At 66.2% G+C, this 21,661-nt stretch carries 19 protein-coding genes and 1 pseudogene; 7 read left to right on the plus strand and 13 right to left on the minus strand.

What is annotated here, in order from left to right:
• Positions 1-11: 11 nt before the first annotated feature.
• Entirely contained in the window at positions 12-671 is a 660-nt protein-coding gene (locus AC1DN0_RS26345) for a pyridoxamine 5'-phosphate oxidase family protein (protein ID WP_441630075.1), read from the minus strand.
• A 143-nt stretch (positions 672-814) separates the two neighbouring features.
• Between AC1DN0_RS26345 and pdxR the strand changes: the two genes are divergently transcribed.
• Together pdxR and AC1DN0_RS26355 are read left to right on the plus strand one after the other, a co-directional pair.
• Positions 815-2,290, plus strand: coding sequence for a MocR-like pyridoxine biosynthesis transcription factor PdxR (pdxR, locus tag AC1DN0_RS26350; protein ID WP_477143164.1), 1,476 nt, complete (start codon positions 815-817; stop codon positions 2,288-2,290).
• A 324-nt stretch (positions 2,291-2,614) separates the two neighbouring features.
• Positions 2,615-2,779 (plus strand): hypothetical protein, encoded by a 165-nt coding sequence (locus tag AC1DN0_RS26355; RefSeq protein WP_441630089.1) that lies wholly within the window; start codon positions 2,615-2,617, stop codon positions 2,777-2,779.
• Positions 2,780-2,788: 9 nt separating this feature from the next.
• Here the strand turns inward: AC1DN0_RS26355 and AC1DN0_RS26360 are convergent, their stop codons facing one another.
• A complete protein-coding gene (locus tag AC1DN0_RS26360) occupies positions 2,789-3,214 on the minus strand; it encodes a universal stress protein (protein ID WP_477111061.1) in 426 nt (141 codons plus the stop codon).
• Between the two features lie 347 nt (positions 3,215-3,561).
• Between AC1DN0_RS26360 and mutS the strand changes: the two are divergent.
• Positions 3,562-6,097: pseudogene (gene mutS, locus AC1DN0_RS26365) on the plus strand (DNA mismatch repair protein MutS).
• A gap of 113 nt (positions 6,098-6,210) precedes the next feature.
• Positions 6,211-7,188, plus strand: a complete 978-nt coding sequence (locus AC1DN0_RS26370; RefSeq protein WP_477146133.1) for a hypothetical protein — start codon at positions 6,211-6,213, stop codon at positions 7,186-7,188.
• A gap of 109 nt (positions 7,189-7,297) precedes the next feature.
• Here the strand turns inward: AC1DN0_RS26370 and AC1DN0_RS26375 are convergent, their stop codons facing one another.
• Positions 7,298-7,831 (minus strand): FKBP-type peptidyl-prolyl cis-trans isomerase, encoded by a 534-nt coding sequence (locus AC1DN0_RS26375; RefSeq protein WP_276289530.1) that lies wholly within the window; start codon positions 7,829-7,831, stop codon positions 7,298-7,300.
• Between the two features lie 11 nt (positions 7,832-7,842).
• Between AC1DN0_RS26375 and AC1DN0_RS26380 the strand changes: the two genes are divergently transcribed.
• Positions 7,843-9,051, plus strand: coding sequence for a ribosomal protein uL16 3-hydroxylase (locus tag AC1DN0_RS26380; RefSeq protein ID WP_441630069.1), 1,209 nt, complete (start codon positions 7,843-7,845; stop codon positions 9,049-9,051).
• 144 nt (positions 9,052-9,195) lie between these two features.
• On the opposite strand, the gene AC1DN0_RS26385 is transcribed toward AC1DN0_RS26380, so the two are convergent.
• The 9 genes from AC1DN0_RS26385 to AC1DN0_RS26425 all read right to left on the minus strand — a co-directional run bounded on the left by AC1DN0_RS26385 (position 9,196) and on the right by AC1DN0_RS26425 (position 16,978).
• Entirely contained in the window at positions 9,196-9,555 is a 360-nt protein-coding gene (locus AC1DN0_RS26385; protein ID WP_441630068.1) for a hypothetical protein, read from the minus strand.
• A gap of 58 nt (positions 9,556-9,613) precedes the next feature.
• Entirely contained in the window at positions 9,614-10,402 is a 789-nt protein-coding gene (locus tag AC1DN0_RS26390) for an MBL fold metallo-hydrolase (RefSeq protein WP_477111062.1), read from the minus strand.
• A 79-nt stretch (positions 10,403-10,481) separates the two neighbouring features.
• Positions 10,482-11,699, minus strand: a complete 1,218-nt coding sequence (bamC, locus tag AC1DN0_RS26395) for an outer membrane protein assembly factor BamC (protein WP_441630065.1) — start codon at positions 11,697-11,699, stop codon at positions 10,482-10,484.
• Positions 11,700-11,745: 46 nt separating this feature from the next.
• Positions 11,746-12,630 carry a 4-hydroxy-tetrahydrodipicolinate synthase gene (gene dapA, locus AC1DN0_RS26400; RefSeq protein ID WP_045238036.1) on the minus strand — a complete coding sequence of 295 codons (885 nt, stop codon included), beginning with the start codon at positions 12,628-12,630 and terminating at the stop codon, positions 11,746-11,748.
• A gap of 150 nt (positions 12,631-12,780) precedes the next feature.
• Positions 12,781-13,362, minus strand: a complete 582-nt coding sequence (locus tag AC1DN0_RS26405) for a class I SAM-dependent methyltransferase (protein WP_441630063.1) — start codon at positions 13,360-13,362, stop codon at positions 12,781-12,783.
• A gap of 14 nt (positions 13,363-13,376) precedes the next feature.
• Positions 13,377-14,579: a tryptophan--tRNA ligase gene (locus AC1DN0_RS26410; protein WP_441630062.1), complete on the minus strand. Its 1,203-nt coding sequence runs from the start codon at positions 14,577-14,579 to the stop codon at positions 13,377-13,379.
• Positions 14,580-14,654: 75 nt separating this feature from the next.
• The gene (locus AC1DN0_RS26415) at positions 14,655-15,320 is read right to left on the minus strand and encodes a site-2 protease family protein (RefSeq protein WP_441630060.1); all 666 of its coding nucleotides are present in this window, start codon (positions 15,318-15,320) and stop codon (positions 14,655-14,657) included.
• 77 nt (positions 15,321-15,397) lie between these two features.
• A complete protein-coding gene (locus AC1DN0_RS26420; protein WP_276289521.1) occupies positions 15,398-16,021 on the minus strand; it encodes an L-threonylcarbamoyladenylate synthase in 624 nt (207 codons plus the stop codon).
• Positions 16,022-16,132: 111 nt separating this feature from the next.
• Positions 16,133-16,978, minus strand: a complete 846-nt coding sequence (locus AC1DN0_RS26425; protein ID WP_441630058.1) for a 3',5'-nucleoside bisphosphate phosphatase — start codon at positions 16,976-16,978, stop codon at positions 16,133-16,135.
• Between the two features lie 213 nt (positions 16,979-17,191).
• Here AC1DN0_RS26425 and AC1DN0_RS26430 point away from each other — a divergent pair, with 213 nt between their 5' ends.
• A complete protein-coding gene (locus AC1DN0_RS26430) occupies positions 17,192-18,328 on the plus strand; it encodes an NAD(P)/FAD-dependent oxidoreductase (RefSeq protein WP_441630056.1) in 1,137 nt (378 codons plus the stop codon).
• Positions 18,329-18,354: 26 nt separating this feature from the next.
• On the opposite strand, the gene AC1DN0_RS26435 is transcribed toward AC1DN0_RS26430, so the two are convergent.
• The gene (locus tag AC1DN0_RS26435) at positions 18,355-19,257 is read right to left on the minus strand and encodes an alpha/beta fold hydrolase (protein ID WP_477111063.1); all 903 of its coding nucleotides are present in this window, start codon (positions 19,255-19,257) and stop codon (positions 18,355-18,357) included.
• A gap of 154 nt (positions 19,258-19,411) precedes the next feature.
• Between AC1DN0_RS26435 and AC1DN0_RS26440 the strand changes: the two genes are divergently transcribed.
• Positions 19,412-21,145 (plus strand): acetate--CoA ligase, encoded by a 1,734-nt coding sequence (locus AC1DN0_RS26440; RefSeq protein WP_477146127.1) that lies wholly within the window; start codon positions 19,412-19,414, stop codon positions 21,143-21,145.
• Positions 21,146-21,661 lie beyond the last annotated feature (516 nt).

The following is a 21,661-nucleotide window of genomic DNA, read 5'->3' on the forward strand; positions in this document are numbered from 1 at the left end:
TGCCTTCGACGTCAGGCAGTTGCAGTGAGATCTCCCCAACGCGCCACATACTCCGGCAGACTCCCCTGCACGCCGTCCGGCACCGGCTGCAACCCCTGCAAAGCCATCGGCAACACGCCGGCCCACACTGGCAGCGCAAGATCTGACTCGTCATCCTTGGGACCTCCGCTGCGAATCTTGGCTGCCGCCTCGTCCAGACCGATCCGCAACACCGTGGTCGCCGCCAGCTCATTGACGTCACCCGGCCTGGCCTGCGCCGAGCGGCCCGGCGCGATGCGCTCCAGGAAGGCGTCCATGGCCGCTGCCTTGGCGGCGCCGTCAACCACTTCGAAGCTGCCGTAGATCACCGCCGAGCGATAGTTCATCGAGTGATGAAATGCCGAGCGCGCCATCACCAGCCCATCCAGATGGGTCACGCACACGCAGACCTGGCTGCCCGTGGCCGCCAGCTTCAGCATGCGGCTGCCATTCGAGCCATGGATGTAGAGGTGCTCCGCTTCGCGCCAGCACGCGGTGGGAATGCAATGGGTGCCCCGATCGTCCGCGAAAGCCACGTGACAAAGATAGGCGTCATCGAGGATCGCATGAAGGATGGCGCGATCGTAGCGGCCGCGATCGGCAACGCGCCGCACGCGGGTACGTTCGCTCGGCGGCATCGGTTTCTGGTTCATGGTGGCTCCCTGGGCTATGGTGGGTTTTGCCTGGCGGCGACATGCCGCGTCCGGCGTTGCAGCCAAGATAGGGTTTTCGTGGCACCATGGGTAGACCCATGAGCAGTCTCATTTTTAGAACCACGGCTTTTTGCAACGACACCATGGACTACGGCTTGCTGGTCTCTACCTTCACGCGCCAGCTCGACGGGCGCAAGCTCACCCAGCAACGGCTGCTGTACGAATGCCTGCGCGGCGCCATCCTCGACGGCAGGATTGCGCAGGGCAGCCAGCTGATCGCCACGCGCACGCTGGCGGCGGAACTCGGGATGGCGCGCAACTCTGTGATCTACGCCTACGAGAGCCTCGCCGCGGAGGGCTTCGTGGTATCGACACGGCATGGCACTACGGTCGCGCGCGTAGGTCTGGTAAGAGCCGGCCATGGCGCGGGGGCGGTCAAACGCGTCGCCGAACTATCGCGCCGCGTGCGAGGCCTGCGGCGCGATGGCGATCGCATGCACGACCTGCTGCCGTTCGTGCCCGGCGTGCCGGACCTCGAAGCGTTTCCGCTGGCGGCGTGGCGGCGCTGCGTCGAGCGCGCGTGGCGCCAGCTCGCGCCCCAACACCTTGGCTATGGCAGGATCGAAGGGCAGCCCGCACTGCGCCATGCCATCGCCGAATACCTGAAGGTATCACGCGGGGTGCGCTGCGAGATGGACCAGGTCTTCATCACCGACGTCACCCAGACCAGCCTTGACCTGTGCGCGCGCATGCTGGCCGACCCCGGCGACACCGCCTGGATCGAGAACCCCGGCTACGGCGGCGCGCGGGCCGCCTTCCAGTCCGCCGGCCTCCGGCTGGAACCCGTGGCCGTCGACGCGGACGGGCTGGCGCCCCGGCCCGAACAGTGGCACGACGCGCCGCCGCGGCTGATCTACATCACGCCGTCGCACCAGTACCCGCTGGGCTCCATCCTCAGCCTGGAACGCCGCCTCAGGCTGATCGAAGACGCCCGCGCCGCCGGCGCCTGGATCGTGGAGGACGACTACGACAGCGAGTTCCGCCGCGGCGGCGTGCCGCTCTCGGCGGTGCAGGGGCTCAGCGAAGACGCGCCCGTTATCTACCTGGGCACGTTCAGCAAGACAATGTTCCCGGCCCTGCGCCTGGGCTTCATGGTGGTGCCGCGCTACCTGGCCGCATCCATCGCCGGCACGCTGGGGGAAATCGCCCGGCGCGGCCATGTGGCCGAGCAGATTGCACTGGCTGATTTCATCGACAGTGGCCAGTTCGCCCGTCACCTGCGCCGCATGCGCCAGCGCTACGGGCAACGCCGCGATGCCCTGGAAGCGGCACTGGATCGGCACCTGCGCGGCAGCGTGACGGTCTCGGCCAGCGCCGGCGGCATGCACCTGTCGGCACGCCTGGAACTGCCTCTTGCCGACACCGTGGTCAGCCGCGCGGCGCGCGAGCAAGGACTGATCGTGCGGCCGCTTAGCACCTACCGCTTGCCCGGCACGCCGCTGGCGCAGTACAACGGCTTCGTGTTCGGCTACGCCGGCGTGCCTCCCGGCGCCATCGACGGGCTGATCGCGCGGCTGGCGCAGGTAATCGACGCACTGCGGCCGCGGCAGGGATCGTAAAAGCGCGGCGTCGAAGACCACTCTTGGGAGTCGGCCTGCTTGCCGCCTGCATCACTCCCACGGGACTTCCAAGTTCCGCGTGCTGGCAGGCGAGTATGCAAGCACCGACGCCGCGCTCCGTGCGCTGCGCCGCAATAGCGACCCGGGTGGCGAACATGGCGGCATGGTCGAAATGGTGGAGGCGCCTGGCTGACAAGCCGCTCGATCCACTCGCACCGGGAACCCGCCATGCCATTGCCGTGGTGCCGCTGCTGGCATGGATTGGGCTCTGGGCGCCGACGAGCTTTCGTCCTCGTGCCATGGGCCCGAGGAGGCCTTCCTGGCTTGCTGGCCGAGCCGCGAGTGCCGAACGGCAAGTGGACAAGGTTCTACATGGTGACTTGGCTGGCCTTCACGGCGGGCGAGATCATCCCGCTACCCGGCGAACTGCAGGCGCGGCTACACCAACAAGGAAAGCAAATGGTGCTGCTGCCGATGAATGTGGCGTGACGGCGCGCTCTACCTGACCAGCGTCACCGGCACGCACGACATGCGCAACAGCTTGTTGGTCAGCCTCCCCGCCAGCAGCGCGCCCACCGCCGTGCGCCCGGCGGTGCCCATCACGATGGCATCGCAGTCGTTCGCCGCCGCAACCTGCGCGATGGTCTGCGCCACATCGCCCACCTTGATCTGCGCGACATACCTGGCCCCGGCATCGTCCAGAATGCTCCGTGCATCGCGTAGCGCCGCCTCACCACTTGCTTCTTCGAGCTTACGCAAGGCGGCCAGCGAGTGAAAGGCCGACGCCCGGCCGGATTCCAGCGGCGGCTGGACATTGAGCAGGACCACCTCGGACACGCAGCGGTCCCGGAACATGAAGGCAGCATGGCGCACCGCATCCAGCGCGTGCGCAGAGCCGTTGACGGGCACCAGAACTCTCAGCATGTCGAACACCTTCCCTTGTCTCAATTGTTTCGCCTGTCGTCCAGGCCTGCTATCTGGAATCCATATAAGGCCGGACGGCGCAAATATTCTGTAAAGAGACTGGCGATGGTGTATTTTTTTTGTAAAGACCCTTGGACTGCCTCCGACTGCCCGGCGATGCCTCCCCGCCCCCATCCCGGTCCCTTCTCGCCTCTTCCTGCCCCTTCCGCGCCCGGCTCGCAGTAAAATGCCCGTTTTATCCGCGCCTGCCCCATCCACGGCGCCTGCCGCGCACGCCGCGCCAGGGCCGCAGGCCGCCGGAGTACCCGAAAACAGGCGGTTTCGCCAAAGCCGCCCGAGAGGATTGCATGTCCGTAGAACCCCGACAGTCCGCCAAGACCGAGCCGAAGGCCGGTGCCGCGGAAAAGCACACGCCCATGATGGCGCAGTACCTTGGCCTGAAAGCCGACCATCCGGACACCTTGCTGTTCTACCGGATGGGCGACTTCTACGAGCTCTTCCACGACGATGCCGAGAAGGCCTCGCGCCTGCTCGATATCACGCTGACATCACGCGGCTCATCCAACGGCGTGCCGATCCGCATGGCGGGCATCCCCTTCCATTCGGTGGACCAGTACCTCGCGCGGCTGGTCAAGCTGGGCGAATCGGTGGCGATCTGCGAACAGATCGGCGACCCGGCCACCAGCAAGGGGCCGGTGGAGCGCAAGGTGGTGCGCATCGTCACGCCGGGCACGCTGACCGACGCGGCGCTCCTGCCGGACAAGGCCGATACCTACCTGATGGCGGTGCATCAGCAAACCACGCGCCGCGGCGTCAGCAAGACCGGCCTGGCCTGGCTCAACCTCGCCAGCGGCGAGCTGCGCCTGATGGAGTGCGAGGTGTCGCAACTGGGCCGCGAGCTGGAGCGGATTCGCCCGGCCGAACTGCTGTTTGCCGACGGCATGGAATTGCCGGCCCTGGCCTGCGCGCGGACCCGGCTGCCCGAATGGCATTTCGACCAGGAAGCCGGCACCCGCCGCCTGCGTCGGACTGGACACCGCCACCCGGCGTAACCTGGAGTTGACCGAAACGCTGCGCGGCGGCGAGTCGCCGACGCTGTTCTCGCTGCTGGACACCTGCGCCACCGCCATGGGCAGCCGCCTGCTGCGCCACTGGCTGCACCATCCGCTGCGCGACAGCACGATTCCGCAAGCACGCCAGCAGGCTATCGGCGCCATGCTCGGCCAGGGCACCGATGCGCTGCGCGCGGCGCTGCGCCGGCTGTCCGACGTGGAACGGATCACCGCACGCCTTGCCCTGATGAATGCGCGTCCGCGCGATTTGTCCTCGCTGCGCGATACGCTGACCGCGCTGCCCGACGTACAGGCCTGCCTGCGCGCTGACGATGCCGCGCCGTTGCTGAACCAGACGGTGAGCGAACTGGCTGTGCCCTGGGAATGCCATGCGCTGCTGGTCAGCGCGGTGGCGCCGGAACCGGCCACCGTCATCCGCGATGGCGGCGTGATCGCCCGCGGCTACGATGCGACGCTGGACGAGCTGCGCGATATCTCCGAGAACTGCGGCCAGTTCCTGGTGGAACTGGAAGCGCGCGAGCGCACCCGCACCGGCATCGCCAACCTGCGCGTGGAGTACAACCGCGTGCATGGCTTCTACATCGAAGTGACCAACGGCCAGGCCGACAAGGTCCCCGACGACTATCGCCGCCGCCAGACGCTGAAGAACGCCGAGCGCTACATCACGCCCGAGCTCAAGGCCTTCGAAGACAAGGCGCTGTCGGCGCAGGACCGCGCGCTGGCACGGGAGAAGCTGCTCTACGATGCGCTGCTGCAACAGTTGCTGCCTCATATCGGCGAGTTGCAACGCGTGGCGGGCGCGCTGGCCCGGCTCGACGTGCTGGCCGCCCTGGCGGAGCGCGCGCAGACGCTGGACTGGACCCAGCCCGAGCGCGTCGAGGAAAACGTGATCGACATCGTGCAAGGCCGGCATCCGGTGGTGGAGGGCCAGCTCGCCGCGGAATCCGTGCCGTTCATCGCCAACGACTGCCAGTTGACCGAAGCGCGCAAACTACTGCTGATCACCGGCCCGAACATGGGCGGCAAGTCGACCTTCATGCGCCAGACCGCGCTGATCGTGCTGCTGGCCTGCGTGGGCGCCTACGTGCCGGCACGGCGCGCGGTGATCGGTCCGATCGACCGCATCTTCACGCGCATCGGCGCCGCCGACGACCTGGCGGGCGGGCGCTCCACCTTCATGGTGGAAATGACCGAAGCCGCCGGCATCCTGCACAACGCCACACCGGCCAGCCTGGTGCTGATGGACGAGATCGGGCGCGGCACTTCGACCTTCGACGGCCTCGCGCTGGCGTGGGCGATCGCGCGCCACCTGCTGGCGCACAACCGCAGCCATACGCTGTTCGCCACGCATTACTTCGAGCTGACGCAACTGCCGCAGGAATTCACGCAGGCGGCCAACGTCCATTTGTCGGCGGTCGAGCATGGCGATGGCATCGTGTTCCTGCACGCCGTGCAGGATGGCCCTGCCAGCCAGAGCTACGGCCTGCAGGTCGCACAGCTGGCAGGTGTGCCGCAGCCGGTGATCCGCGCGGCGCGCAAGCATCTGGCGTGGCTGGAGCAGCAATCGGCGGATGCCACGCCCACGCCCCAGCTCGACCTGTTTGCCGCACCACCGTCGCCGCTGGACGACGATGACGACGACTACACGGAGCGGGACAGCGGGCCGCCGGCCAGCGCCATCTCGCCGCAGCAGGCTGCGCTGCTCGACGCGGTCGCCGAGCTGGACCCGGACAGCCTGACCCCGCGTGACGCGCTCGACGCGCTCTATCGCTTGCAGGCGCTCGCCAGGGGCGCAGTAGCCACCGCATGATGCCAATCCGGCTCGTGCGCGAGCGCATGCAACGATCGGGGACATCCGGGCCAACCGCTGCGTATGCGCGGCCGCCTGGCGGCCCGGCGCGGATTGCCACGCTGGGCATATTGATGGCGCTGCAGGCACTGCCTAGCCAGGCGCTGGCTGACCGCGCCCGCGGCCCGGCTGCCGAGATGGTGCGCGTCGCCTTGATTGCCGATCAGCCGCAGTGGCCGGCTGCCGAGACGGGCACCACCCGCCTGCTTGATTTCGTGGCCGCGCGCCGTCTCGATTTCGTCGTCCATCTGGGCGGGATCAAGGGCGACACCGAATCCTGCGGCGATGCCTTGCTCACCGTTCGCCAGCGCTTGCTCGACCAGTCGCCCCTGCCGCTCGTCTACCTGCCCGGCGAAACCGACTGGGCGGAATGCCAACGCGCCGCGAACGGCCGCTTCGATGCCGTGGAGCGGCTGAACCGGCTGCGTGAGCTGTTCTACCCGGCGGATACCACGCTTGGCCAGCGCGTCCTGCCGCTGACGCGGCAATCCGACCAGGCCACCTTCCGCAGCTATCGGGAAAACGTGCGCTGGAGCGCCGGCAATGTGATGCTGGTGGGCCTGAACCTGCCTGGCGACAATAATCACTACCGCTCGGAAGGCGGTCGCAACGGCGAGTTCGAGGATCGCCGCGAGGCCAACCGCCAGTGGCTGGCGCGCGCTTTTTCGCTGGCGCAGCAGCGCAACCTGCCCGGCATCGTGGTGCTGGCGCATGCCGACCCGCAGTTCGGCAACGGCTGGGAACAGCGCGGCAACCCTTCCTTGTTCGATGGCTTCCTGCGCCGCCGCGCGCGCGACGGCTTCCTGGAGTTCAAGCGGCAGTTGCGGGAGCTGGCCGGCCGCTATCGGGGCCAGGTCCTGCTGGTGCACACCGGCGCCGGCGGCTTCGGCATCGACAGGCCGCTCAAGGATGCCGGCGGCAAGACACTGCGTAACGTCTCTCGCGTGGTCCTGCCCAGCGGCGCTCCCGGCCAGTACGCCGAACTGGCGATCACCCCTGGTTCGCCGTCTCTGTTCGAAGTCACGCTCAAGGATGGCCCCGAAGCGGAGTAAAGACGCATCGGGCGCATCGGGTAAATCCAATGCCGCGAGCCCAACAAAAAAGCCGGCAAGGCCGGCTTATTCGTGGGTACTGCCGCGAGGTCTCGCGCGCGCCTCGCACTCAGTGCAGGGTGCGGCTGCTATCGCCTTCGTCGTCCTCATCCTCGTCCACGACTTCGATGCCCGAGGCACCATGCGCGTGGCCGTGCTGCACTTCGTCGGCCGTAGCTTCGCGCACTTCGGCCACCTGCAGCCAGAAACGCAGTGCCATGCCCGCCAGCGGATGGTTGCCGTCCAGCACCACCTTGTCTTCCGCGACGTCGGTCACCGTGTAGATGATCGAGTCCTCGTCATCGCCGTCTTCCGGCACGCCTTCGAACTGCATGCCGATTTCCAGCGGCTCGGGGAAACGGTCGCGCGGCTCGACCTTCACCATGTCGGCGTCGTAGTCGCCGAAGGCTTCCTCGGGCTCGAGCTGCAACTGGGTTTCGAAGCCGGATTCATGGCCTTCCAGCGCTTCCTCGATCTTGGGGAACGTGCCATCATATCCGCCGTGCAAGTAAACCATCGGCTCATCCGACTCCTCGATCAGATTGCCCTGCGCATCCGACAGCTTGTACACCACGGATACCACCGTGTTCTTAGCGATTTTCAATTCTTGACTCCATGAACGATTCCGCATTATACGCGCAGGCCTTGCCCCCCGGCCCCGTCGATCCCGACGCGCCACTCGCCTTGCTGGGAGGCATGACGCCGGCCGCTTTCATGCGCGATATCTGGCAACGCAAACCCCTGCTGATCCGACAAGCGGTACCGGGAATCGAGCCGCCGGTATCGCGCGAGTCGCTTTTCGAACTAGCCGACCGCGACGACGTCGAGTCGCGCCTGATATCGCACTTCCGGAACCGCTGGAAGCTTGAGCAAGGCCCCTTCGCCGCCGATAACCTGCCCTCGCGCAAAGCCCGCCAATGGACCTTGCTCGTGCAGGGCGTTAACCTCCACGATAGTGCAGCCGCGGCTTTGTTGGGACAATTCCGTTTCGCCCCCGATGCGCGCCTGGACGATCTGATGATCAGCTACGCCACCGATGGCGGCGGCGTGGGCCCGCACTTCGACTCCTACGACGTATTCCTGCTGCAAGTATCGGGCCGGCGCCGCTGGCGCATCTCGTCCCAGGCCAAGCTCGACCTCGTCCCGGACCTGCCCCTGAAGATCCTGTCGGACTTCACCCCGGAAGAGGAATGGGTGCTGGAGCCGGGCGATATGCTTTACCTGCCACCCCAGTATGCCCACGACGGCGTCGCCGAGGGCGAGTGCATGACCTACTCGATCGGCTTCCGGGCCCCCGCCTACCGCGAGCTGGCAGGGCACTTCCTGGCATGGCTGTCGGAAACGGTCGAGGACAACGAGGATCTGGGCGGCCGCTATGCCGATCCGGGTGAGGCGGCCACGGCACATCCAGCCCAACTGCCGGCCCAGATGGTGCGTGCCGTGACCGAACGGCTGAGTGCCCTGCGTTGGTCGGGTGGCATGGTCTCGGAGTTTCTGGGCGCGCATCTCTCCGAACCCAAGCCGAGCGTCGAGTTTGCGGAAATACCCGAAATCACATTGAAGAAATACAACAAACTCGCCCTGGCGCACGGCATCGTGCTTGCGCCGGGATCAATTGCCCTGTATGACCGCACCCATTTCTTTATCAATGGGGAAGCCTACGAACCGCCCGGCGCGCTGGCGCGCTGGCTGCGGCAGCTGGCGGACCACCGCTGCCTGAGCGCCGCGGAAGTGGCCGCCTGCGCGGATTTGCCGGACCTGATGGAGACTTTTCATCACTGGACGCTGGAAGGATGGCTGCAATTTGCACCATCTGCCCTGTRATAATCCGTAACAAGCAAAAACAGCAAAAGAGAGCGCTACACAAGCCGGGAAAACGCGGATATAATCGTCGGCTGGCTAGTACTGTGTACCACTGCATTTGTCGGCACCCGGGAGAGCCTCTATTTTGCAGTTCAAGAGCGATAATTACCGGTAATTATTCATCGCCTGTTTTTCTGTTATTAAAGTTAAAGGACGAACAATGAAGAAGTCTCTCCTGATCGCATCGCTGCTCGCCGCCGTTGCTCTCGCCGCCTGCGGCAAGAAGGAAGAAGCCGCTGCTCCGGCACCGGCTGCCGAAGCATCGGCTGCCGCTGCTGACGCAACGGCTGCTGCTTCCAGCGCAGCAACCTCGGCTGCTGCAGCCACCGGCGCAGCCGCTGAAGCCTCCGGCGCAGCCGCTGAAGCCTCCGGCGCAGCCGCTGACGCTTCGGCCGCAGCTGCCAAGCAGTAATCGGTCTCCACCGATAAAAAAGCCGACCTTCGGGTCGGCTTTTTTTCGTCCATATTTCGTCCAGGGGCGTCGCCATCACAACGACGGACCGGCCATCCGCGCCACCCCGCCTCAGGCCCTGACCGGTTGCCAATCAAGGCCTTCATGCTGGTCCGCCACCAGGATTTCGCCGGCGGATGTGCCCAGCACCGCTGCCAGCGCCTGGGTGGCCAGCTCCCTTGTATTGTTTTGCTGGCTCAGGTGCGCCGCGACCACGCGCTGCAGCCCCGGGTGTGCCACGCTTGCCAGGATGTTGGCAGCGACTTCGTTTGCCAGATGCCCGAAATCGCCACCGATGCGGCGCTTGAGCGAATACGGGTAGGCCGAATTCCGCAACATTTCGCGATCGTGGTTGCACTCCAGCACCAGCGCATGCACGCCCGCCAGCCGGGCGGTGACATAGGGCGTCTCCATGCCCGCATCGGTCAGCACGCCAAGCCGGGCATCGCCATCGCTCAGCACGAACTGCAGCGGCTCGCGCGCATCGTGCGGTACCGTGTACGGAAGGATGTGGATGCCGCCGACGACCAGCGGATGGTCGGCGCAGCAGACGCGTACATCGGCCTTGTCCGCCCCGCGCATATGCGAGGTGGCCAGCCAGGTGCCGTGACTCGTGTGCACCGGCACGTCGTGGCGCGCAGCGAAGGAATACGCCGAGCCGACATGATCGCCATGCTCGTGGGTGACCAGCACGGCATCGAGCTGGTCCGGCGCGACGCCGAGCCGCTCCAGCCGCCGCGCGGTTTCGCGGATGCCAAAGCCGCAATCGAGCAACACCCGGGTCGTGGTGGTGCCCTCTTGCGATTCGATCAACAGGGAATTGCCCTCGCTGCCGCTGCCGAGGAAGGCGAAGCGCATCATGCGCCAGCCTCCCCGGACAACTTGCGGGGCCACCCCGCGGCCGGGCGCCGCGGGTAGTCTTGCGCGACCTGCACTCCGGTCAGCGCAGTTGCTCGTCGAGCAGCGTAAGAATGCGCTTGCCGACTTCGGTACCTTCCGGCTGGCCCGCATCGTTCTGTACCGTCACGGTCGTGCCGGTGCCGTCGCCCTTCAGCGCCACGCGGTACTTCTTGGCCTTCTTGCTGTCCTCGGTGCCGGTCTTGGTGAACAGCTTGGAGAAGAAGCCGCGGTTGTCCACGGTATCGCGCGTGTCGACATAGCGCACATAGTAGAGGCCCTGGGCGCGGTCACGGTCTTCCACCGTGAAATTGACGCGGTCCAGCGCCAGCCCGACCGAGCGCCAGGCGCGGTCGAACGGTTCGGCCAGCTGCAGCGCCTGGGTGCCGTTCACCTGGGTCAGGTTGGCGTTGGCGCTGGATGCCTTGGCGGTACCGGCGGCGGCGGCTGGGGCCGCAGCAGCGGCAGGCGCCGGGGCGGCACCGCTCTTGGCCATGCGATCAGCCTGCTCTTTTTGCACGCCCAGACGCTGCGCGAAGCGCGAGAGGAATTCAGCTTCAAGCTCAGGATCGGACGGACGCGCCGTCCAGATCGTGTTCGACTTGTCGATGCCGGTCAGCTGTTCCTGCGCGCCGCGGTGGCTGATGAAGACCTCCATATTGCCGTTCTGCGCGCGCTCCAGGCGGGTGCGGAACTTGTCGCGCTCGGAAGTCGAGTACAGCCCATCGAAAACCTTGCCGATGGTATTGCGGATGAAATCCTGCGGGATCTTCGCGCGGTTCTCGGCCCAGTCGGTTTCCATGATGCCGGTCTCCGGCGAGTCCTGCACCAGCAGGAAACCGCTCTCCTGCCAGAATTCACGCAGGGACTGCCACAGCTTGTCGGCCGGCATGCCATTGCTGATCACCAGCCAGCGCTGGTTGCCGTCGCGCTCCATGCGGATGCCTTGCGTCGACGGCAGCACGTTTTCGGTACCTGACTGCTGCTGCGCCACCTTGTTCGACTGGTTATACGTCGAGAGCGTCGAGGTGCCGTTCTGGTCCGGCACCGAATAGCGGCGATCGCCTTCGATCTTGGTCAGATCCGGGGGCACGTCCAGCGTGGAAGTGCGCTTGGCGGCGGACTTGTAGTCGATCTTGTCGGGCGCCATGGCATCGTTGATGCTGCTGCAACCGGTCATCGCGCTCGCCACCAGCACGGGCAAGACCAAGGCGGCACGRCTAACTTGCGTTGCGCCGTGGCGGTTAAGCTTGAGTTTCATTGACACGCAATCCTAGTTGATGGGATGACGGCAAAACACGGTGCGATCAGCCGAGCAAGCCGGCATTCGACAGCGCCTTGCGCACCACGTCGTGGTAATCCGGTGACAGCGGCGTGAGCGGGAGGCGGATACCGCCCTGCATTCTGCCCATTTGCTGGAGCGCCCACTTGACGGGAATCGGGTTGGCTTCGACGAACATCGCCTTGTTCAGCTCAACCAGTTCCATATGGATGCGACGCGCGGTAATCGCATCGCCCTTCAGGGCTGCCACGCACAATTCATGCATCTTGCGCGGCGCCACGTTGGCCGTGACGGAAATATTGCCATGGCCACCCAGCAGCATCAGGGCAATCGCGGTGGGGTCGTCGCCACTGTAGATGGCGAAGCCTTCCGGCGCATCCTTGATCAGTTGCGCGGCGCGGTCGATATTGCCCGTCGCTTCCTTCACGCCGATGATGCCCGGCACCTGCGCCAGGCGCAGGATGGTGTCATGCTGCATGTCGGCCACGGTGCGGCCGGGCACGTTGTACAGCACCACAGGCAAGTCCACGGCTTCCGCGATGGTGCGGAAATGGCGGTACATGCCTTCCTGCGTCGGCTTGTTGTAGTAGGGCACGACCTGCAGCGACGCGTCGGCGCCGACCTGCTTGGCGAACGCGGTCAGCTCGATCGCTTCCTTGGTCGAGTTGCCGCCGGTGCCTGCAATGATCGGGATGCGCTTGTCGGCCTGCTCCACGGCGACGCGGATCAGTTCGCAATGCTCATCCACGTTCACCGTGGGCGATTCGCCGGTGGTGCCGACGATCACAATGCCATCGGTGCCCTCGGCGACGTGCCAGTCGACCAGGGCGCGCAGCGCCGGGAAATCCAGGCTGCCATCTTCCTGCATCGGCGTCACGATTGCGACGATGCTGCCGTTAATCTGTGTCATAACGTTTGAGAATTCGAGAAACGAATACCGCGATTGTACCGGATACCTCAGGCCTTCCGACCGCACCTTCGACCGGGCAAATCCCAAGGCAGTTCAACGCGTGAAGTCCAGGTCTCGCCGACCTGGCAGGCAAATAGCCCGGGCCGCACTTCAGCCTGGCAAAGGATAACGGGGCGGCGCATTGCCCCCCGTATTTCCACCATCCTCCCTGACTGCGCAAAGCCGCTGCACGAAGGCAGTTTTAGGCACTTGCAGGATACCATCTTCGAAGCCGACCACGCGCAACGTGCCGCGCACGGCCTCCAGCAATTCACCCGGCCGCAGCAGGAAATCCGGGTTGGAAGGCTTGCCCACGGTTTCGTTGCCGGCGGCAAAGGTTTCGTAGAGCAGCACGCCGCCCGGCGCCAGGGCATCGAGCAGATGGGGCCATAGCGGCCGGTGCAGATAGTTGGTCACCACGATCGCGTCAAAGGGCGCCGCATCGGCCAGCGGCCAGGTGCCCTGCTCCAGGTCGGCCATGCGGGTGGCGACTCCACCCGTGGAAGCGGCCAGCGCCGCCAGCACGGCCGGATCGCGGTCGACGCCGAGCACGGCATGACCCCGGTTGGCGAACCACACGGCATGGCGACCACTGCCGCAGGCCAGGTCGAGCACCCGGCCGCCCGGGCGCACCAGGTGCGCCCAGCGCGTCACCCACGGCGACGGCACGCCCAGTGGCGCGTGTGAAGCCACTCCCGCCGCCGTGCTCACCGGTACCCCAGGCCCATGGCCGAGCGCACGTCCCGCATGGTCTCGCGCGCCAGCTGGCTGGCCTTGTCGCAGCCGTGCGCGACGATATCACGCAGCAGCGCGGGGTCGTCCATGTACTTTTGCGCCCGTTCCAGCATGGGCTGCTGCTCGCGCAGGATGCCCTCGATCACCGGTTGCTTGCATTCGATACAGCCGATGCCGGCGCTGCGGCAACCCTGCTCCACCCACTCGCGCGTGGGCACATCCGAGTAGACCTGGTGCAGTTGCCACACCGGGCAACGCGCCGGCTCGCCGGCATCGGTGCGACGCACACGGGCCGGATCGGTCGGCATGGTACGCACCTTTTTTTCCACCGAAGCCTTGTCCTCGCGCATGCGGATGGTGTTGCCGTAGGACTTCGACATCTTCTGGCCGTCCAGCCCCGGCATCCGCGAAGCCGCGGTCAGCAGCGCCTGCGGCTCGACCAGGATGGTCTTGCGCGAACCGCCCAGATAGCCCAGCAGCAATTCGCGATCCTCGGCGGACAGGCTCTGGGACTGGGCCACCAGCGCGCCGCCTTCTGCCAGAGCCTCTTCCTTGCCTTGTTCATGATAGGCACGGCGCAGCTCGAGAAAGGCCTTGGCGCGCTTGCCGCCCAGCTTCCTGGCGGCTTCCTGCGCCCGCTCCTCGAAGCCCGGCTGGCGGCCATAGAGATAGTTGAAGCGGCGCGCGATCTCGCGCGTGATCTCCACATGCGGCACCTGGTCTTCGCCCACCGGCACGCGGCCGGCGCGATAGATCAGGATATCGGCGGCCTGCAGCAGCGGATAGCCAAGGAAACCGTAGGTGGAGAGATCCTTCTCCTTGAGCTTCTCGATCTGGTCCTTGTAGGTTGGCACCCGCTCCAGCCAGCCCAGCGGCGTGCCCATCGACAGCAGCAGGAACAGCTCGGCATGCTCGGGCACGCGGCTCTGGATAAACAGCGTGGCGCGTTCGGGATCGACCCCGGCGGCGAGCCAGTCGACCAGCATCTCCCACGCCGATTCGCCAATCACTTCGGGCGACTCGTAGTGCGTGGTAAGCGCATGCCAGTCTGCCACAAAGAAAAAGCAGGGGTACTCGGCTTGCAGCTGGACCCAGTTTTTCAGTACGCCATGATAGTGGCCCAGGTGCAGCGCGCCGGTGGGCCGCATGCCGGAAAGAACGCGATCGGGGAACATGTCTGTCTGTTTTTATGGGGAATCGGTACTGGTACTCGTATCCGGTTTTGCCGCCGGCGCGGATGCCCGCCCGGCTTACTGCACCAGTGCCAGGACAGGCTGCAGCATCAGCTGCACCAGCCCGCTCAGGGCCCCCATCACCGGCTGCATCCACACCTTGGTGATCACGCCCGCGGCTACCAGCGCCAGCACCACGAAGATGCCGTAGGGCTCGATGCGCGACACGGCATGGGCAATCCGCCGCGGCAACAGCGCGGTCAGCACGCGGCCGCCGTCCAGCGGAGGCACGGGGAACAGGTTGAAGGCCGCCATCACCAGATTGACCAGCACGCCGGCCCGCGCCATCTGGCTGAAGAACGGCTCCTGCACCTGCCCCAGCACCAGCCCGATCGCCACCAGCGCCCACAGGAAGGCCTGCAGCACGTTGCTGCCCGGACCCGCCAGGGCCACCCACATGCCGTGCCAGCGCGGGTTGCGCAGGCGGTCAAAGGCGACCGGCACCGGCTTGGCGTAGCCGAACACAAATTGGCCGCTCGTCATGAAATAGAGCAGCAGCGGCACCGCGATGGTACCGATGGGATCGATATGGCGCGCCGGGTTAATGCTGACGCGGCCCATCGCATAGGCAGTGTTATCGCCGAACAGTTTGGCCACATAGCCGTGCGCGGCCTCGTGCAACGTGATGGCGAACAGGACCGGCAGGGCATAGACCGCAATGGTCTGAATCAGGGAGGAATCCATGGGGCGCTATTGTACCGGGGACGCGGGAAAGTGCGCCCGCCGCCAAAGCGGCGCCGCGCGGCGAGGGCAAGTCGGGATCAAAGGCCGAAACGCTCGATGTCGCCTCGTCCCTGCCGTACCAGTTCAGGCTCCCCGCCCGTAAGGTCGATCACGGTGGTCGGCTGCGCCGGTGCGGCGCCGCCGCAGATCACCAGCTCCAGGAGCTTTTCCAGCCGGGCACGAATCACCTCCGGCTCATTGAGCGGGGCCTCGTCGCCTGGCAGTTGCAGGGTGGCCGAGATCAGTGGTTCGCCCACTTCGGCCAGCAGCGCCAGCGGGATGGCATGCTCGGGCACGCGCACGCCGATGGTCTTGCGGGCGGGATGCGAGAGCCGGCGCGGCACTTCCTTGGTGGCTTCCAGGATAAACACATAGGGGCCGGGCGTGGCGCCCTTGAGCCAGCGGTACTGCCGGTTGTCCACGCGCGCGAAGTTGCCCAGTTCGGACAAGTCGCTGCACATCAGCGTCAGGTGGTGTTTGTCGTCGATCCCGCGCAGGCGGCGCAGCCGCTCCACCGCAGCCTTGTCGTCCAGCCGGCAGGCCAGCGCGTAGCTGGAGTCGGTTGGCAAGGCAATCAGCCCGCCCTGCCCGATGATCTGCGCGGCCTGCTTGATCAGGCGGGCTTGCGGGTTGAGCGGATGGATTTCAAAATATTGGGACATAGGCGGGCCAGGGGAAAACGGTCGCGGGCCTGGGGCGAATACCGCGCGCACTCCGGGCCAGCTCTGCGATGGGGAGAAGCGAATGGGGCGCATGGTACGGGCCGGCGCGGCTTACCAGTCATGCCAGACCGGCGTGACCGAGGACGGCAGCGGCGGCAGCGAGCCCAGCTCGATCCGGCCTTCGCCCGGCCCATGGAAATCCGAGCCGCGGGAAGCCAGCAGGCCGTAGTGATGCGCGACATCGACGTAGCGGCGGTACTGGTCCGGCGTATGGCTGCCAGTGACCACCTCGACCGCGGCCCCGCCGAGCTGCTTGAACTCGTCGAACAGCGCATCATGCTGCAGTTGCGTGTAGTTGTAGCGCCCCGGGTGGGCCATCACCGGAATGCCGCCTGCCGCCTGGATCCATCCCACGGCATCGGCCAGCCTGGCCCAGCGGTGCCCCACAAAACCCGGACAGCCTTCGCCGAGGTAATCGCTGAACACGTCGCCGATGGTCTTGCACCGCCCCTGCTCCACCAGCCAGCGCGCAAAATGCGTGCGGGAGATCAGGTCGGGATTGCCGACATGCTGCAGCGCGCCCGCGTAGGCGCCCTCGATGCCGATCGCGGCCAGCGCCTCGCCGATATCCTGCGCCCGCGCCGCGCGACCGGAGCGCGTCGCCGCCAGGCCTTCAACCAGCGCCGGACAAGCCGGATCGATCTGCAAGCCGACGATATGGACGGTCTGGCCGGCCCATGTCACGGAAATCTCCACCCCCGGCACATAATGCATGCCAAGCGCCTCGGCAGCGGCGCGCGCCTCGGCCTGTCCGCCGACCTCGTCATGGTCCGTCAGCGCCCAGAACGCCACGCCGCCGGCGCGCGCGCGCGCGGCCACGTCCCTGGGCGACAACATGCCGTCGGATACGGTGGAATGGCAATGCAGGTCTGCGTTGATTGCGTGTGGATTTTGCATGTGTCTATTCTACTCCCGCGCATATTCCGCGTTAATCGTGTGTTACTCCCGCGCCAGCGGCCACGTGGGCTAGCCCACACAACCCACGCCCGCGGGCAGGCCGATAGCCCTGCCGCCAACACTGGCGTAGGCATGGAGCGCCGCCCCGCGCGGTATAGTTGTGGCCTGACGATCCTCCCCCCTGGCGGCGCCGCGCGCGCTGCCTGCCAAGCCATGCCGATCCACGCCACTGACTCCGCCACGCCCGAAACCCGCAATGCTGCCGATGGCGCCGCCCCATCCGAAGTGATCCGTACCGACGTCCTGATTGTCGGCGCGGGCCCGGTCGGCCTGTTCGCCGCGTTCCAGGCGGGCGTGCTGGGATTGAAGTGCGAGCTCATCGACGTGCTGGACCGCGCCGGCGGCCAGTGCACCGAGCTGTATCCGGAAAAGCCGATCTACGACATCCCTGCCGTGCCCGGCTGCCTGGCACAAGACCTGGTCGATCGCCTGCTCGAACAATGCGCGCCGTTCGCGTTTCCCATGCATTTCAACGAACGCGCCAACGGCCTTGCCGAAATTCCGCCCGCACCGCACGCCACGGCCACCGCTCGCCCGCCCGGCCACGAACACCCGCACCGCCTGCTGGTCACCACCGACAACGGCAAGCGCTTCGACGTGGCGGCCGTGCTGATCTGCGCCGGCGCTGGCGCCTTTGCCCCGCAGCGCGTGGCGCTGCCCGAAGCCGCCGCGCTGGAGGACCGCTACCTGCACTACGCCGTGCGCGATACCGCGCGCTTTGCCGGCAAGCGCGTCGTGGTGGCCGGCGGCGGCGATTCCGCGCTGGACTGGGCGCTGGCGCTGCGCAAGATCGCAGCGCGCGTCACGCTGGTGCACCGCCGGGAGGGCTTTCGCGCGGCCGACGGCACGGTGGCCGAAATGCGGGCCGCGGTGGCCGCTGGCGAAATGGACTTCGTGGTAGGCATGCTGGGCGCGCTCAAAACCGAGGGCGACACCCTGGCCGGCGTCGATATCCGCGCCCGCGACGACACCGTCAGCCTGCCGGCCGACGAACTGGTGGCGCTCTATGGCCTGGTCTCCGAACCCGGCCCGATCGCCCAATGGGACCTCGACATGCGCGCCGGCCGTATCGTGGTGGATACCACCACCTACGAGACTTCCCGGCGCGGCATCTTCGCCGCCGGCGATATCGCGTTTTATCCCAACAAGCAGAAACTCATCCTGTCGGGCTTCCACGAGGCCGCGCTGGCCTTGCGCCGCGCCTATCACTATGCCTTCCCCGAAAAGGCGCTGGTGCACGTGCACACCAGCAACAACGCCACGCTCAAGGAAAAGCTGACGCACGCCTGAGCGTAGCGGCATGGCGCCAGCGGACATTACGCGCAGAACGATTCGACCAGCCCGGCGACCACCCGCGGCTGGTCGTGATGCAGCATATGGCCGGCGTCATCGACAATGGCCTCGCGGAAATCCCGGAACGCCTTGAAGCGCAGCTTGAACTCCTCCAGCGGCTGCCCCTTTGCAATATGGCTGAGCGTTTGGGAGTCGCGCGCTTCCACATGCAGTACCGGCGCGGTGGCCTTTGCCCAGATCGCCATCACTTCGTCCAGCCGGTACAGCACGGGATTGACCATCTTGTGGGCGGCGTCGCCAAGGATTTCCCAGCGGCCTTCGGCGTTCCTGGCCGACCAGTGCTTGGCCAGGAACGCCGCGCGATCGTCCGGCAGGCGCGGATTCGTCTTCTGCAACCGCGCCGCCACTGCCTCCACGCTGTCATAGGTCTTCAGCGGCTGGCGCTGCCGCAGTTCGTCCAGCCAGCGCGCATAGCGACCGGGCGCCTGCTCGGCGCGGGTGCCCGTCATGCCAAACCCCTCCAGGTCGACCACGCGGCGCACCCGCTCGGGACGGATGCCGGCATAGAAGCAGGCGACGTTGGCACCCATGCTATGCCCCACCAGGTTCACCGGCTGGTCCGGCTGGTCCGGCTGGTAATGATCGAGCACGGCCTCGAGATCGGCAATGTAGTCGGGAAACCAGTAGGACTCGGTGCCGGGATAGCGTGTGGGCCAATCGGTCTGGCCGAAGCCGCGCCAGTCGGGCGCAATGACACGCCAGTCGCGCTCCAGCGCATCCACCATGAACTGGAACGAGGCGGCCACATCCATCCAGCCATGCAGCAGGAACAAGGTGGGCGCACCGGGCTGGCCCCAGTGCCGTACGTGCATGTTGAGGCCGCGCAACGTGATAAATTCCGAGCGCGAGGTTTCTCTTATTGTCATGGTGTCTCCCCGGGTGCCTTTTCGTGGCGGACGCTTTCACCCGCGACAACGGGGAAGCCAAAAAATAGAACGATCGTTCGTTTGTGTGGATTATAGCGGCAAGCCGGCCCGGCACGCATCCGCGCAATATCGAGCGCAAACCAGGAGACCCAGCATGGCCGCACCCGCCCTGCCCGCCAGCCGCCGCGACGACTATCGCGCGCTCTACGATGAATTCCGTTGGCAGGTGCCCGAGCACTTCAACCTCGCCGACGTGTGCTGTAGCCGCTGGGCGCGCGCTCCCGCCACCGCGGACCGGGTGGCGGTCCACACCGAACACGAGGACGGGCGCCGCGCCAGCTACAGCTACGCCTACATCCAGGCCGAGGCGGACCGCCTCTCGCGGGCGCTGCGCACGCTGGGCGTGGCGCGGGGAGACCGCGTCGGCATCGTGATGCCCCAGCGCATCGAGACGGTGGTTGCACAGATGGCAATCTATCAGCTCGGCGCCATCGCCACGCCCTTGTCGATGCTGTTCGGACCGGAAGCGCTGGCCTACCGGCTCCGGCACAGCGATGCCTGCGTGGCCATTGCCGATGAAACAGCGATCGACAATGTGCTGGCGGCGCGCGCGGAGTGCCCGGCGCTGGCCTCGGTGATCGGTGTTGGCGGCGCGGTGGGCCGCGCGGAGCATGACTGGGACGCGCTGCTGGCCGCCGAGCTACCGGAATTTACCGCCGTTCAGACCAAGGCCGACGAGGCCGCCGTGCTGATCTACACCAGCGGAACCACCGGGCCGCCGAAAGGCGCGCTGATCCCGCACCGCGCACTGATCGGCAATCTCACTGGCTTCGTCTGTTCGCAAAACTGGTTCCCGCAGGCGGACGACGTATTCTGGAGCCCGGCCGACTGGGCCTGGACCGGCGGCCTGTGGGATGYACTGATGCCCGCGCTGTATTTCGGCAAGCCCATCGTCGGCTATCAGGGGCGGTTCTCGGCGCAGGTTGCCTTCGCACTGATGGAGCGCTATCGGGTCACCAATACCTTCCTCTTTCCCACCGCGCTCAAGCAGATGATGAAAACCTGCCCCGCGCCGCGCGAGCGTTACCAGTTGCACCTGCGCGCGCTGATGAGCGCAGGCGAAGCCGTAGGGGAAACCGTGTTCGCCTGGTGCCGCGACGCGCTCGGTGTGGTCGTCAATGAAATGTTCGGCCAGACCGAGATCAACTACATCGTGGGCAACTGCACCGCCCAGAACGACGACGGCCAGCCCGGCTGGCCCGCGCGCCCGGGCTCGATGGGGCGGCCCTACCCCGGCCACCGCCTCGCCGTGGTCGACGACGAGGGCAAGCCTTGTCCGCCGGGCGAAGACGGCGAGATTGCCGTGTGCAGCACCGACCGCCACGGCCATCCCGACCCCGTGTTCTTCCTCGGCTACTGGCGCAACGCGGAGGCCACCGCGGACAAGTACCTGGAGCGAGACGGCTTGCGCTGGTGCCGCACAGGCGACCTTGCGCGCGTCGACGAGGACGGCTACTTCTGGTACCAGGGCCGCGCCGACGATGTCTTCAAGTCCTCCGGCTATCGCATCGGGCCGAGCGAGATCGAAAACTGCCTGCTCAAGCACCCCGCCGTGTCGAATTGCGCCGTGGTGCCTTCCCCCGACCCGGAGCGCGGCGCGGTGGTCAAGGCGTTCATCGTACTGGTGCCGTCAGTCGCCCGCTCAGCGCAGGCCGACGCTGAACTGGTCGCCGAATTGCAGCAGCATGTGCGCGGCCAGCTTGCGCCGTATGAATATCCCAAGGCGATCGAGTTCCTCGACCAGTTGCCGATGACCACCACCGGCAAGATCCAGCGGCGCGTACTGCGCGAGATCGAAGCCCGGCGCGGCGCGCCAACGCGCCCGTAGCACTGGCAGGCGGGTGCCGCCGCAAGGCTCGCACCCGTCCCCGTCCCTACCCGTCAAATCCCCCCCCCAGGCCCTGCCCCTCAGCGCCCGGCCTGCTTAACCTGCGGCGCCGCGGACCACCGATCGCCGGCATGCTTTTCGCCGCCCTCCCGRCAGTCAAGTTTTTGCCGAATCTGACGTTAGCAAGGACATGCGGAGCGCATTGCAATGGCGCATCCCGATCGGCAGATCGGGCCACACGTTCCAGTCGCAGGAGGGGTCATCCATGACAGCTTATTTTTTCCGAGAAATTTATAGGATCACTCCTATAAAAGCCCATCGGACCCATTTCTTTTCGTCCCTTTAATTAGGGTTGTTCCTATATCCCGGGGGCAACTACATGGCGGATAGCAGCCCATTTTGCAACCTGACCTAACAGAGTAATGCAAAAAAGGAATTAGGAAAATTCGGATTATCTTGATTGTTTTTCCCAATCCCGGGAAATAAAGTTCCCAATGAGCACACAGAAATTTCCCA

The sequence above is a fragment of the Cupriavidus sp. 05N39 genome (assembly GCF_056397325.1).

What these genes read in the sequence shown, in the direction of transcription:
- AC1DN0_RS26415 (WP_441630060.1), bottom strand. Translation starts at nt 15,320, where the DNA reads ATGGATTCCTCCCTGATTCAGACCATTGCGGTCTATGCCCTGCCGGTC.
- AC1DN0_RS26370 (WP_477146133.1), top strand. Translation starts at nt 6,211, where the DNA reads ATGGCGCTGCAGGCACTGCCTAGCCAGGCGCTGGCTGACCGCGCCCGC.
- dapA (WP_045238036.1), bottom strand. Translation starts at nt 12,630, where the DNA reads ATGACACAGATTAACGGCAGCATCGTCGCAATCGTGACGCCGATGCAG.
- AC1DN0_RS26410 (WP_441630062.1), bottom strand. Translation starts at nt 14,579, where the DNA reads ATGTTCCCCGATCGCGTTCTTTCCGGCATGCGGCCCACCGGCGCGCTG.
- AC1DN0_RS26430 (WP_441630056.1), top strand. Translation starts at nt 17,192, where the DNA reads ATGCCGATCCACGCCACTGACTCCGCCACGCCCGAAACCCGCAATGCT.
- AC1DN0_RS26360 (WP_477111061.1), bottom strand. Translation starts at nt 3,214, where the DNA reads ATGCTGAGAGTTCTGGTGCCCGTCAACGGCTCTGCGCACGCGCTGGAT.
- AC1DN0_RS26435 (WP_477111063.1), bottom strand. Translation starts at nt 19,257, where the DNA reads ATGACAATAAGAGAAACCTCGCGCTCGGAATTTATCACGTTGCGCGGC.
- AC1DN0_RS26385 (WP_441630068.1), bottom strand. Translation starts at nt 9,555, where the DNA reads ATGGACGAAAAAAAGCCGACCCGAAGGTCGGCTTTTTTATCGGTGGAG.
- AC1DN0_RS26420 (WP_276289521.1), bottom strand. Translation starts at nt 16,021, where the DNA reads ATGTCCCAATATTTTGAAATCCATCCGCTCAACCCGCAAGCCCGCCTG.
- AC1DN0_RS26425 (WP_441630058.1), bottom strand. Translation starts at nt 16,978, where the DNA reads ATGCAAAATCCACACGCAATCAACGCAGACCTGCATTGCCATTCCACC.
- pdxR (WP_477143164.1), top strand. Translation starts at nt 815, where the DNA reads ATGGACTACGGCTTGCTGGTCTCTACCTTCACGCGCCAGCTCGACGGG.
- AC1DN0_RS26345 (WP_441630075.1), bottom strand. Translation starts at nt 671, where the DNA reads ATGAACCAGAAACCGATGCCGCCGAGCGAACGTACCCGCGTGCGGCGC.
- AC1DN0_RS26390 (WP_477111062.1), bottom strand. Translation starts at nt 10,402, where the DNA reads ATGATGCGCTTCGCCTTCCTCGGCAGCGGCAGCGAGGGCAATTCCCTG.